This is a genomic window from Collinsella sp. CLA-ER-H6 (assembly GCF_040092305.1).
Classification (GTDB): domain Bacteria; phylum Actinomycetota; class Coriobacteriia; order Coriobacteriales; family Coriobacteriaceae; genus Collinsella.
Map to the genome: position 1 here is coordinate 1 of NZ_JBBNLS010000020.1, position 13,094 is coordinate 13,094.

8 protein-coding genes and 1 rRNA gene are annotated in these 13,094 nt (G+C 58.1%); 5 read left to right on the forward strand and 4 right to left on the reverse strand.

Annotation, left to right across the window (positions count from 1 at the left end):
- From rrf to uvrB, 4 genes are all read left to right on the forward strand, one after another.
- A 5S ribosomal RNA gene (gene rrf / locus AAAX77_RS08655) occupies nt 1-112 on the forward strand; the annotation flags it as partial.
- Between the two features lie 192 nt (nt 113-304).
- Entirely contained in the window at nt 305-946 is a 642-nt protein-coding gene (coaE, locus tag AAAX77_RS08660; protein ID WP_349105854.1) for a dephospho-CoA kinase, read from the forward strand.
- Nucleotides 939-1,520, forward strand: a complete 582-nt coding sequence (locus AAAX77_RS08665) for a lytic transglycosylase domain-containing protein (RefSeq protein WP_349105856.1) — start codon at nt 939-941, stop codon at nt 1,518-1,520. The genes coaE and AAAX77_RS08665 overlap by 8 nt, the downstream gene beginning before the upstream one ends.
- Nucleotides 1,521-1,571: 51 nt before the next feature.
- Entirely contained in the window at nt 1,572-3,812 is a 2,241-nt protein-coding gene (uvrB, locus tag AAAX77_RS08670) for an excinuclease ABC subunit UvrB (RefSeq protein ID WP_035138903.1), read from the forward strand.
- 65 nt (nt 3,813-3,877) lie between these two features.
- Here the strand turns inward: uvrB and AAAX77_RS08675 are convergent, their stop codons facing one another.
- From AAAX77_RS08675 to AAAX77_RS08690, 4 genes are all read right to left on the reverse strand, one after another.
- Entirely contained in the window at nt 3,878-5,518 is a 1,641-nt protein-coding gene (locus AAAX77_RS08675) for an FAD-dependent protein (RefSeq protein ID WP_349105858.1), read from the reverse strand.
- Nucleotides 5,519-5,598: 80 nt separating this feature from the next.
- On the reverse strand, nt 5,599-6,870 hold the full coding sequence (locus AAAX77_RS08680; protein ID WP_349105861.1) for an NAD(P)/FAD-dependent oxidoreductase: 1,272 nt from the start codon (nt 6,868-6,870) through the stop codon (nt 5,599-5,601).
- The gene (locus AAAX77_RS08685) at nt 6,871-7,701 is read right to left on the reverse strand and encodes an Mrp/NBP35 family ATP-binding protein (RefSeq protein WP_271730892.1); all 831 of its coding nucleotides are present in this window, start codon (nt 7,699-7,701) and stop codon (nt 6,871-6,873) included.
- Nucleotides 7,702-7,847: 146 nt separating this feature from the next.
- Nucleotides 7,848-10,001 (reverse strand): LTA synthase family protein, encoded by a 2,154-nt coding sequence (locus AAAX77_RS08690; protein ID WP_349105862.1) that lies wholly within the window; start codon nt 9,999-10,001, stop codon nt 7,848-7,850.
- A 193-nt stretch (nt 10,002-10,194) separates the two neighbouring features.
- Here AAAX77_RS08690 and uvrA point away from each other — a divergent pair, with 193 nt between their 5' ends.
- Nucleotides 10,195-13,074 carry an excinuclease ABC subunit UvrA gene (gene uvrA / locus AAAX77_RS08695; protein ID WP_349105863.1) on the forward strand — a complete coding sequence of 960 codons (2,880 nt, stop codon included), beginning with the start codon at nt 10,195-10,197 and terminating at the stop codon, nt 13,072-13,074.
- Nucleotides 13,075-13,094: the final 20 nt, after the last annotated feature.

The following is a 13,094-nucleotide window of genomic DNA, read 5'->3' on the forward strand; positions in this document are numbered from 1 at the left end:
GCGGCCAGAGCATGGGGGGCACGCCCGGTCCCGTTCCGAACCCGGAAGCTAAGCCCCATCGCGCCGAGAGTACTGCGGGGTCAGCCCGTGGGAGGCCAGGGCGCCGCTGACCGGTGGACGGCACCGAGCCGTACGCTTGAACTGAGAAGGGGGAGGCCTCGCGGCCTCCCCCTTTTTTGCGTTGTATACACGTTGTACTTTGGGACCTAGCTCCCCCGTATGTGCTCTTACTGTTTGGCTGTATTTTGAGTCCATCTAGTGTATTTGAGCGATAATTACTCGCATTGGCGTTAGGGAGGGCTTGATGTTTACCGTATTTGTCTTGGGCAATATTGCTTCGGGTAAGTCGACTGCCTGCCGCTATTTCGAATCTCGTGGCGCTATGCTTATCGATCTGGATGAGCTTGCAAAATCGCTGTATGTGCCGGGCTCTGATATCGTCAATACACTCGCGGATGAATTCGGTTGGGACATTTTGGATGAGGAAGGCGGCATTCGCCGCGGCATCCTCGCTTCTCGAGCTTTCGCTTCTCCTGATTCGGTCGCACGGCTCAATGACATCGTGCATCCCATTCTGATTGAACAGCTTTCGCTTAGGATTCTCGATCCGGTTTGTTGTACGGTTTCATCTCCCCGTTATCCTTTTGCGGTGGTCGAGGTTTCTGCTCCGACTGGTTTTGAGGATGCATTTGGCTTGGCTGATGAAATTTTGGTCATCAGCGCCCCTTTGTCAGTTCGTCGCGAGCGCGCTATTCAACGTGGCATGGAGCCATCTGATTTCGATGCCCGTTCTGCTTGCCAGCCCGAAGAGTCTGCGCTGTGCAATCTCGCTACAACTGTGATTGACAATGCGGCAGACGATAACTCGCTCTTTGAACAACTGGACGCATGGCTTTCGCGCCATGGGTTCGGGGATGTAGTGGAAAAGGAGGAGGCCGATGCCTAAGACACGTTTCCTTACGTGGTATCGCCTTATACCGCTGGCTGCCGTTTTTGCCTTCGGCCTTATCTCACTCGTTTACTCGTATGCTCCTGCCGCTTTCTTTAAGCCGCTGTATCCGATTGACTACGAGGCGTATGTAAAGCAATCCAGTATTTCGCATAATCTGGATCCGTATCTGGTGTGCGCTGTCATTAAGTCTGAATCGAATTGGGATTCCGAGGCCGAGTCGAATCAGGGTGCTCAGGGATTGATGCAGCTGATGCCCGAGACTGCCCAGGATATGATCGCCAAGGGCCTTGTCGACGGTGGCGAGTATTCGGCCGACAACCTTAACGATCCGGCTACGAATATCGAGTTTGGCTGTGCGTATCTTTCGTATCTTCTAGCGTATTTTAACGGGTCGACTGACAGTGCCATTGCTGCCTATAACGCCGGTATGGGCAATGTCGACGGATGGGCGCAGCAGGGTACGTCGCTTCATAATGCAATCACCTTTCCCGAGACGCAGGCGTATCTGATTCGTGTCAATAATGCCTGGGCTCGCTACAAGACCATCTATCCCGATCGGTTCGTATAGGACTATGCCTGCCGCCTGCGTATACTGCAGATGTATGAGTTAGGAGTATCCATGGCGGAATTTGAAGTAGAACGCGTTGGTGGTGAACTTAAGCGCTTTGGCGTTGAAGGCTCTGACGTGCCGTTTAAGGTCGTGTCTCCCTATGAGCCTGCCGGTTCCCAGCCTAAGGCCATTGAGTCGCTTGTGCAGGGCGTGAGGGACGGAGACCGCTATCAGGTTTTGCTGGGCGTGACTGGTTCGGGCAAGACCTTCACGATGGCAAAGACTATTGAGGCCCTGGGAAAGCCGACGCTGGTCATGGCTCCGAATAAAACGCTCGCCGCTCAGCTTGCGAGCGAGCTCAAAGAGTTCTTTCCCAACAACGCTGTGGTCTACTTCGTCTCGTACTACGACTACTATCAGCCCGAGGCGTATGTGCCGCAAAGCGATACATATATCGAGAAAGACTCCTCGATTAACGAAGAGGTTGAGATGCTGCGACATCAGGCGACCGCATCGCTGCTCTCTCGACGCGATGTGATCGTTGTCGCATCGGTCTCGTGTATCTATGGCATTGGCTCTCCTGAGGACTATGCGGGTCTGGCTCCAAACGTCGACAAGAAGGTGCCGCTCGAGCGCGATGACTTTATCCATGCACTTATCGACATTCAATATGATCGCAATGACTATGACCTGGCACGCGGCACGTTCCGCGTGCGCGGCGATGTTGTCGACGTGTATCCGCCTTATGCCGAGCATCCGTTGCGGTTTGAGTTCTTTGGCGACGAGGTCGAGCTGATTGCCGAGATCGATGAGGTCACCGGTGAGATGCTTCGTGAGTACGAGGCCATCCCCGTATGGCCGGCATCGCACTACGTGACCGAGAAGCCGAAGGTCAAGGCGGCTCTGAAATCGATCAGCGAAGAGTGCGAGAAGCGCGTGGCGGAGCTCAAGGCGACCGACAAGTTGCTCGAGGCGCAGCGTCTGCAGCAGCGCACCGATTATGATCTTGAGATGCTCGAGACGATGGGCTTTTGCAACGGCATCGAGAACTACTCGCGTCATCTGGACGGTCGCAAACCGGGTGAGCCGCCGTTTACCCTAATCGATTACTTTCCCAAGGATATGCTCTGCATCATCGATGAGAGCCATGTGACGGTGCCGCAGATTCGCGGCATGCACGAAGGTGACCGCTCGCGTAAGGTGACGCTGGTGGAACACGGTTTTCGCCTGCCCTCCGCGCTCGATAACCGCCCGCTTCGTTTCGATGAGTTTGAGGCAAGGATACCCCAGTTTATCTATGTTTCGGCCACGCCGGGCGACTACGAGCTGCGGGTGAGCCAAAACGACGTGGAGCAGATTATTCGTCCGACCGGCCTGCTCGACCCCAAGATTGACGTGCGTCCAGTACGCGGCCAGATTGACGATCTTGAGGACGAGATTCGCGAGCGCGTTGCCCGCAAGGAGCGCGTGCTGGTGACCACGTTGACCAAGCGCATGGCCGAGGACCTGACCGACCATCTGCTCGACGCGGGCATTAAGGTCAATTACATGCACTCTGATACGGCGACAATGGACCGTGTCGAGATCCTGCGAACGCTGCGCGAGGGCAAGATCGATGTTCTCGTTGGCATCAACCTGCTTCGTGAGGGCCTGGATCTTCCCGAGGTCTCACTGGTGGCAATTCTCGATGCCGATAAGGAAGGCTTCTTGCGCAACCGCCGTTCGCTGATTCAGACGATTGGCCGCGCGGCCCGTAACGCCGATGGCGAAGTCATCATGTATGCGGACGTTGTGACCGATTCGATGAAGGAGGCCATCGAAGAGACGCAGCGCCGTCGCGAGATTCAGATGGCATATAACGAAGAGCATGGCATCGTGCCCAAGACGGTGCGCAAGGCCATCAACGACATCTCAAGTTTTATTGCCGAGGCCGAAAAAACCGTGGGTTCCAAGGGACGCTCGAAGGGCGACTCTCTTGGCCATGGTGCATTCTATACGCCCGATGAGTCGGGCGAGGGCGGCGTGCCGGAAACGGTGGCACCCGAGCAGACGCTTGCGGAGCAGTTGGAAGAACTGCCGCATGACGAGCTTGTGCGGATCGTCGAAACCATGGAAGAGGATATGCGCAACGCTTCTGCCGCCATGGACTTTGAGGAGGCGGCGCGCCTGCGCGATGCCGTCGTTCAGATTCGGGCGATGCTCGAGGGTGCGTCTGAGGACGAGACGATCGAGCGCTTACGTTCGCAGGCCCGCAAGGGTTCCACGTTCGCATCGGGCAGAAAACGCCAGGGTGCACGGTTTAAGAAATAGCGAACAGGCCCCGAGTTCCCTGTGGAGCTCGGGGCCTGTGTCTTTTGCGTGCTGGAATTCGTGCGCTAGAGGTCTGCGATCAGGGCTTCGGCACAACGAATGCCGTCGGTGGCCGCGCTCATGATGCCGCCGGCATATCCAGCTCCCTCACCGCAAGGGTAGAGGCCCGGGGTCGACACGGCATGGCACGTTCGGTCTCGGGTGACAGTAACCGGTGAGCTCGAACGAGTCTCCACGCCGGTAAGAACGGCATCGGGGCGGTCGTAGCCTCGTAGCTTTTTTCCGAGTAGGGGAAGTCCCAGGCGGAGCGACTCGACGATATGCTGCGGCAGGGCTTCGTCAATTGCCGTCCAGGTCACACCGAGCGGATAGGTGGGCTTTACCTTTCCGGGCGCCTTGCTGGCGCGTCCTGCGAGGAAATCTCCGACGAGTTGTGCCGGTGCGTTCCAGTTGGAACCACCCAGGCGATAGGCGGCCGCCTCGCAGGCACGCTGGAGCTCGATGCCGGCGAGCGGGTCATCGTTGGGAAGGTCCTCAGGCGTGACGTTAACGAGCAGGGCGGCGTTTGCGTTGCGTCCGTCGCGGGCATTGAGGCTGGCGCCGTTGACGCACAGGTGGCCCTGCTCGGAAGAGGCGGCGACAACCTGCCCGCCGGGGCACATGCAAAACGAGAACACGCTGCGGCCGTTGGGAAGATGGGCGACGAGCTTGTAGGGGGCTGCTCCGAGGGCAGGATGCCCCGCCGAGGCTCCATATTGGGCTCGGTCGATGTCGCGCTGCGGATGCTCGATGCGAACGCCCATGGCAAAGGTCTTTTGTGCGAGGGCCACGTTGTGGTCCTTAAGGAGCTCAAAAATATCGCGAGCAGAATGCCCGCAGGCGAGGATGAGGTGCTTTGTCTCGATTGGCTCGCAAGCGGCGTCTTGGGACGATTGGACATCAATACCGGTAATGGCGCCAGACGCGTCGATGTGAATGTCGACGAGCTTTGTTCGATAACGGACGACACCTCCGAGCTGCTCGATGCGCTGGGATATAGCGGTGACAACCGTGGGAAGGATGTCGGAGCCAATGTGCGGCTTGGCATCCCACAGAATATCGCGGGGCGCACCCGCCTCGACGAAGGTTTCGAGGATAAGGCGATGGGCGGGATTTTTTGTTCCTGTATTGAGCTTGCCGTCCGAGAAGGTCCCCGCGCCGCCCAGGCCAAACTGGATATTACTCTCGGGGTCGAGGATGCGCTCCTTTAGAAAGAGGTCGATCGCATGCGAGCGGCGAAATGCCGGGTCGCCGCGCTCGATGAGCAAGGGCTTAAGACCTGCTTCGGCAAGGGTGAGTGCGGCGAAAAGGCCGGCGCATCCGGCACCGATGACGACGGGGCGCTCTTTGGGTGCGCCGGAAACGGGGAAGGGGAATGAAGGCTCATCGTCATCTATCGCGCGTACGTGCGAGCGGTCACGTTCGGAAACGCTGTCGACCGCCTCTCGCTCGAGGTGGGGACTGGTCAGCTCAACACGAAAGCTCAGGATAAAATGGACGTCTCGTTTTTTGCGAGCGTCGATTGACTTGCGGTGGAGCTCGATGGACTTGATCTCGGAGTCCTTGCAACGTAGGACGCGCTTGGCGACTCGCTTGCCAACAATGAGGCAGGCATTTTCATCGCCGGCTTCATCGAGCGACGCGTTGACTTGGGTGATTTCGATCATCGAGGTCTCCTTAGAGGCAAGAAAGAGGCCGTCCGGTATCCCAGACGGCCCGAATGCGTTTTTGATTATAGACTGCGCGGCTACAGGCTGCTTGCAGCGCGAATGCCCGAGAGCCATGCCCACGCAAGGTTAAAGCCTCCGCAATCGGCGTCGATGTCGAGCGCTTCGCCGCAGACGTAAAGCGGGGCGTCGACAACGCTGCGCGCGCGTAGACTGGGTGTTGAGATGCTCTTGACAGATATGCCACCACGCGTGACCTGCGCCGAGCGCTCCTCGGCGGTTCCTTCGACGAGCAACTTAAAGTGCTTGAGGATCGAGACCAGGTGGATGACATCGTTGGAGCCTGGATGGCACTGCTCGAACGCTGTGCAGACGACGCGGGAGAGTTGCGGGGCAAGCATACCGTCGAGCCAACGGGGATCGCGGGGCGAAAAGCCGCCGAGCAGCTCAACGCGCCGGTTAAGCATATCGAGCAACTCGTCTTTAGAGAGGTCGGGGAAAACGTCGAGCAGGATCGTATCGCCGCGCTGGATACGACGGGAGAGGTTGAAGACAGCGACGCCCGAGATACCGAAGGTTCGAAACAGGACTTCACCGTCTTCGTGCCAGAGCTCATTATGATTGCGGGCGAGCGTCAAGCGGGCGCGGACGCGCAGGCCATCCAACGTCTTGAGTGCCGCCCGATCGCCGACGACCGTTGCCGATACGGGGCAGAGGATGGGGCGCAGCGAAGTGAGGGGGAGGCGAAACGTATCGGCGATACCGGTGGGGTTGCCACCCGTGGCGATAATTACGGCATGTGCCTCCAGGGCCTCGTTCTTGCGAGGGACATCGGCGAGCGCTTTCCGAAGCGAGCGGAGCTCCGATTTTCGGTCGTCGTGCTTTTTTGCCTTGAGCGCCCGCGCTGGACGGTCTATTTGGAGTGCCCAGCCTTCGGAAGCTTTGTGTGCCGAGGCAACGTTGGCTCCGCAGATTAAGGTGATACCCAGGCGGTCGCAAACATTGAGAAGTGCGTCGCGCACCGATTCGGCGCGAAGGGAGCGCGGGTACAGCCGGCCTTCCTCGGAGGTTGTCATGATGCCCAGCGAGGAGAAGAAACCCATAAGCTCTTGTTCGGGCTGGGGGCCCATAACGGATTCAACGAATGCGGGGTGGTTATACCGCTGTGGATCAATCGATTCGTTGGAGAGGTTGCAGCGGCCGTTGCCGGTCGCAAGGAGTTTAAGGCCGCAGGCGACATCGCGCTCAACGATGCAGACGCTTTTGCCAGCGCGTGCGGCCGTAATGGCGGCGGCGAGGCCTGAAGCCCCGCCGCCGATTACCAGGACGTCATAGAAGGCGCTCGTGTTCACTTAGGCCTCGTCGGTCTCGTGCGGGGTAATAATCTCGACGGCAGAGACGGCCTTGGGCAGCATGCCATCGGGCAGCGCGGTCTCGACCTCGCCCTTATCGCAGGCCTCGGCGAGTGACGGATTGATGGGAAGCTGGCCCAAGATTTCGAGGTTGTAGCGCTCTGCGACCTCGGGGAGCTTGCTCTTGCCAAAGACCTCGATCTTCTTGCCGCAGTCGGGGCACTCGATATAGCTCATGTTCTCGACGATGCCCAGAATGGGGACGTTCATCTTCTCGGCCATGTTGACCGCCTTGGCGACGATCATCGAGACCAGGTCCTGCGGGCTCGTGACGATGACGATGCCGTCGACGGGCAGCGACTGGAAGACGGTGAGCGCGACGTCGCCTGTTCCCGGAGGCATGTCGACCAGCAGGTAGTCGATGGGGCCCCACGAGGTCTCGCTCCAGAACTGCCTAATGGCGCCTGCGATGACCGGACCGCGCCAAAGGACGGGGTCGGTCTCGTTTTGGAGCAGAAGGTTGGAGCTCATGACCTTGACGCCGTGCTCGGAGATTTCGGGCAGCATAAGGTTGCCAAGGGCATGGACGTGGCGTCCGCTCATACCGAACATCTTGGGGATAGAGGGACCGGTGATGTCGGCATCGAGGACGCCGACCTTGTGACCGTGGCGGGCAAGCTCGGTGGCGATGGCACCGGTGACAAACGACTTGCCGACACCGCCCTTGCCGGAAAGCACGGCGATGACGCGCTTGACCTCGGACAGCGTATTCTCCTCAAATTGCGACGGCGACGTTTGTCCGCCGGCGGCCTGTGCGTGCTCGCAACCCATGTATGACTCCTTTGTTATATGTTGGGGCCGGGACCCCGTGATATGACACGAGCGTCATTGTACCCTCGTTTGCGAGCGGGAGTCATTTGCGATGCATTCGGGCCGAGCGTGCTTGCAATACGATGGGTCCAAGCGAATGGGCGGGCTTACTGAACTTTGCTGGCGAACTCGAGGTATTGCATGCGCTGCAGCTTGTCGATCGTCGAGGCGTATGGGCTGTCTTCAGATTCCAAGTCGTAGCGCAGCCCGTCGGCACCAAGGTAGCCGGCGACATTGATGGTGGGCACATCTGACCTTGTTGCAAGCAGAGCCTTTTGATAGTCGGTGAGCGGGGCGCCGATCTTATTAAGGGTAATGGCTGCAATCTCGTTTGCCCCAACGGTGTCGTAGACGTTGAGCTCGGTATTGCCGGCGATTTCATAGTTAGCCCAGACGAAATATGTCGACTGATAGATACGGAAAGCGTGGCTTGCCGTATCTTCCTGAGGGTACAGCTCGTCGTTGAGAGTCGTTGCGGCGCTCGGCTGATGGTCGCCAAAAAAGACAAGGACAACCGGTCTGCCGATATTGCGGAGCTCGTTGATAAAGTACTCGAGGTCCCGGTCGGATGCGTTGATGCAGGTAAGATAGGTGTTGAGCGCGCTATTGGCGCCCTCGCTGGCTCCCTCGACCCAATAGTTTGTCAGCTCCTCGGCGGGAACGGTGCCATAGTCGTAGCCGCCGTGATTTTGCATCGTGACGTCAAAGATGAACTGCGGGGCTTCGTCGGTTCTAAGCAGGTCGAGTATCTTGTCGTAGGTGGCGTAGTCGCATACGCCGGCATGGTAACAGGGCGCACCTTCGAAATCGCCGATTGAAAGAAAGTCTCCAAAGCCCAGCTGCTGATAGATTTTATCTCGATGGTAGTTGACGGGGTTTTGCGGGTGCATAGCGGTAGCGGTATACCCAAGCTCCTTAAGGTCCTTTGCCAGGCTGTTGACGCCATTCATCTGATATAGCTGATAGGGGATTTTGCCTAATCCGACAAAGGCCGTTGTCGCTCCGGTCAAAAATTCGAATTCGGAGTTCGCCGTTCCGCCACCGGCGACCGAAGCGAGCATGGTGCCGCGAACAAGTGTGTCGGGAAGCGAGTTGTAGAATGCGGGGCCGGTGTACCCGGCCGCCTGGAGCTGCTCAAAGCACGAAAGGTCGCTAAAACTCTCGTTCATGACGGCAACAATCGTCGGCTTGATTTCATTGAACTGGGCAACGGCCGCCGCGCGCTGCTCGCTCGAGCCATACGTGCTGTCGTAGGTGGCGGCGAGCTCCTGCTCGATGCTCTGCGCCTCATCGGGCGTATAGTCTTCGGGCTTCTCAATGGGCAACTCGTTGACCATTTCGGTGAACGAAGTGATAAAACCCTGAGACGCATACGTGGTGATGGGCTGCCAACGGTCAAATCCAAAATTCAGTGCCTGCTCCAAGTCGATGCTGGAAAAGCCCGAGAGCCCCACAACGGTCACTAGCAGAAAAGCGCAGAGGTTAGCGGCGATTGCGGGGAAGACGTGGGTGGGCGTACGGAGCTTTCTCGGTCGGATAAGCGAAAGAAGCCCCAGGGAAATCTCCAGCAGGGCTAGAGAGGTTACGATTCCGGCGGTAAAGGTAAACGCGTATCCCTCGCTCACTTCCATTGCGGTGCCAAGGGCCAAGATATCGCTTGGCAGGATGGCCTCGCCTTTAAACGTTATGACGAAGTGCTCGGCAATGCCAAGGATGCAACAGGCGACGGGCACGAGGGCCATGACGCCTCCATGACGCTGTCCCAGCAAATAAAGGGAGAGCAGAACCGTCGCGAGCAGCCCGACGGAAAACCCGAATGAGTTGGCGGGAATGCGATAGAACGTTTCGTTACAGGCAATTTCGAGTGAAACGAACGAGAGCGCTGAAACAGCGGCGATGACAAGGATGTCACGGCAAATACAGGCAACCGTTCCCGTCGCAAGATCGGTTTGGTCGATAAGTCCCGAAACCAAGGGCTCGACAAGAAGTATGACGGCGGTAGCACCGAGCGCCGAATAAGAAAGGACCCATAGGGAATTGTCCTCATTTACGAGCAATTGATTCGTAATCCATGCAGCTACCATGCCGAGCGGGATGAGGAGCGTCGCGCACCAAAAGACGCGGGCAATGGGCGGCTTTTCATTGTGTTTGATTGAAAAATATACGCGCACCACGACGATGGCCACGATAAGGACGGCGATGAATACGGGCAGATTGGCCATGTCGCTCGAAGTGATTTCAAGGGGGATATCTTCGGTCATGGACGTTCCTCTGTTACGGCAAATTAAGTTCAGTATTAGATTACTGTAACCTTTCCACGGCATTTCGAGAAACAAAGCGCCCGATACGCAAAGCTAAAGGTCTGCGAATCTTGTATTACGAACATCTGTGCGCGTCGAGTGCGCTAAACTCATCGACAGTATGATTCGATGCAATAGGAGGCAAGGAGCTTCCATGTCTGATTCTTCTATCGTTATTCGCGGCGCTCGTGAGCACAACCTCCGTGATATCGATGTTTCCATTCCGCGTGACCAACTCGTGGTCATTACCGGTCTTTCTGGCTCGGGCAAGAGTTCGCTGGCATTTGACACCATCTATGCCGAGGGCCAGCGCAGATACGTCGAGAGCCTTTCGAGCTATGCGCGCCAGTTCTTGGGCCAGATGGACAAACCCGACTTGGATTCAATCGACGGCCTTTCGCCGGCGGTGTCGATCGACCAAAAGACGACGTCTAAAAACCCTCGCTCGACGGTTGGCACCGTAACCGAGATTTATGACTATCTGCGCCTGCTGTTCGCCCGTGTGGGCACCCCGCACTGTCCCGAATGCGGCCGCGTCATTGAGCGCCAGACGACCGACCAGGTTGCCGACAAGGTCTTGGCGGCGGGGGAGGGTCGCCGCGCGTTTGTGCTGGCACCGGTGGTGCGTGGGCGAAAAGGCGAGTACACCAAACTGTTTGAGGACCTTCGCGCCGAGGGCTTTAGCCGCGTGCGTGTCGACGGCGAAGTGCGCTCGCTCGATGATCCGATCGATCTGGACAAGAAGTTCAAGCACGATATCGAGGTCGTGGTCGATCGCATCGTGATCCGTGAGAACTCTCTTGGCCGTATCGCCGAGTCTGTTGAGCAGGCGACCGCGCTGGCTCACGGCAATGTAAACGTGTACATGCTGCCCGATCGTGATGCTCCCGAGGGAACCGAGGGCGAGCTTCTGGAGTATTCGTTGGCCTTGGCGTGCCCGGAGCATGGACACTCCATTGACGATCTTCAGCCGCGTGATTTTTCGTTCAACGCTCCCTATGGCGCATGTCCTGAGTGCGACGGCCTGGGCTTTAAGAAAACCGTTGATGCCGAGGCGCTGATTGAGGATCCCTCGAAGTCCATTGCCGATGGAGTCTTTGGTAGCCTGTTTGGCAATTCGAACTACTATCCGCAGATTTTTGCTGCGGTCTGCAAACACTTTAAGGTGAGCGCCGATACGCCGTGGGAGGACTTGCCCCCTCGCGTGCGTCGTGCATTCTTGGATGGCCTGGGCGATACGAAGATCTCGGTCGACTACCAAAAGCTCGACGGACGTCGCAGCCAGTGGGATACCAAGTTTTCGGGCGTGCGCAATATCCTGTACGAGCGCTATATCGAGACGACGAATGAGAACACCAAGGCGCGCTTGGAGAAGTACATCCGCGAGGAGCCGTGCTCGAGTTGCCACGGCGCTCGTTTGCGCCCCGAGATGCTCGCCGTTACCGTAGGCGGTAAGTCCATTTACGAGGTCTGCTGCCTATCGTGCCGCGAGTCGCTCAAGTTTTTTGAGGGTTTGGAGCTTACCGAGCGCCAACAATTTATCGGCGGGCGCATCGTTAAGGAAATCCTGGAGCGCCTACGCTTTCTGGTCGATGTCGGACTTGACTATCTGACGCTCGATCGTGCCTCGGCGACGCTTTCCGGTGGCGAGGCACAGCGTATTCGCCTGGCAACGCAGATCGGCGCGGGTCTCATGGGCGTGCTCTATATTCTGGACGAGCCCTCGATCGGTCTTCATCAGCGTGACAACGAGCGCCTGATCAAGACGCTCGAGCGCCTGCGCGATATCGGCAATACCGTTATCGTTGTCGAACACGACGAGGATACAATCCGTGCCGCCGACTACGTGATCGACATGGGGCCCGGCGCCGGCGTCAACGGCGGGCACGTAGTCGCGGCGGGAACGCCTGCCGATATCATGGCGTGTCCTGAGTCGATGACGGGCGCTTATCTGACCGGCAAACGAATGATCCGGGTGCCTGATGAACGGCGCAAGCCCGGTCGCGGCTGCCTTAAAATTACGGGCGCTCGAGCCAACAACCTCAAAAACGTTACCGCCAAGATCGAGTTTGGTACGCTTACGGTTGTTACCGGCGTGTCGGGATCGGGCAAGAGCTCCCTGGTTACCGACACCATTGCGCCTGCCCTTACGAATGCCATTCACCGCTCGACGCGCCCCGTGGGTCCGTATAAGAAAATCGAGGGCATCGAGTGTATCGATAAGGTTATCGATATCGACCAGTCGCCGATTGGCCGCACGCCGCGTTCCAACCCTGCTACCTATATCGGCCTGTGGGATGATCTTCGCGCGCTGTTTGCGAGTACGCCGGAGTCGAAGGCGCGCGGCTACTCGCCGGGTCGTTTCTCCTTTAATGTGAGTGGCGGGCGCTGTGAGGCGTGCAAGGGCGACGGGCAGATCAAGATCGAGATGCACTTCCTTCCCGATATCTACGTTCCCTGCGAAGTTTGCGGCGGTAAACGCTACAACCGCGAGACACTCGAGGTCACCTACCGTGGCAAGACCATCTCGGACGTGCTCGACATGAGCGTCACCGAGGCGCTGGCCTTCTTTGGGAATATCCCGCAGATTAAGCGCAAGCTCCAGACGCTGTACGATGTAGGCTTAGGCTACGTGAGCCTGGGCCAGCCCGCCACGACGCTCTCGGGCGGCGAGGCGCAGCGTGTGAAGCTCGCCAAGGAGCTTCATCGACGCCAGACGGGCAAGACGTTCTATATTTTGGACGAGCCGACGACCGGTCTTCATTTTGAGGACGTCCGCCAGCTGCTCGATGTGCTGCAGCGCTTGGTCGATGCGGGCAACACGGTGCTGGTGATTGAGCACAACCTTGATGTCATCAAGGTTGCCGACCGCCTGATCGATATGGGTCCCGAGGGCGGTAACGGCGGCGGAACCGTCGTGGTTTCGGGCACACCGGAGCAGGTTGCGGACTGTCCGCAGAGTTATACGGGCAAGTTTTTGGCGCCGTTGCTCAGGCGTGACCGGGAGCGTCAGGCTCAACTTGATGCTCAATAAATAGGCGATTCAGTTTATGG

Excerpts from the sequence above, each read along its gene's own strand:
- uvrB (WP_035138903.1), top strand. The coding sequence starts at position 1,572 with ATGGCGGAATTTGAAGTAGAACGCGTTGGTGGTGAACTTAAGCGCTTT.
- uvrA (WP_349105863.1), top strand. The coding sequence starts at position 10,195 with ATGTCTGATTCTTCTATCGTTATTCGCGGCGCTCGTGAGCACAACCTC.
- AAAX77_RS08685 (WP_271730892.1), bottom strand. The coding sequence starts at position 7,701 with ATGGGTTGCGAGCACGCACAGGCCGCCGGCGGACAAACGTCGCCGTCG.
- coaE (WP_349105854.1), top strand. The coding sequence starts at position 305 with ATGTTTACCGTATTTGTCTTGGGCAATATTGCTTCGGGTAAGTCGACT.
- AAAX77_RS08665 (WP_349105856.1), top strand. The coding sequence starts at position 939 with ATGCCTAAGACACGTTTCCTTACGTGGTATCGCCTTATACCGCTGGCT.
- AAAX77_RS08675 (WP_349105858.1), bottom strand. The coding sequence starts at position 5,518 with ATGATCGAAATCACCCAAGTCAACGCGTCGCTCGATGAAGCCGGCGAT.
- AAAX77_RS08690 (WP_349105862.1), bottom strand. The coding sequence starts at position 10,001 with ATGACCGAAGATATCCCCCTTGAAATCACTTCGAGCGACATGGCCAAT.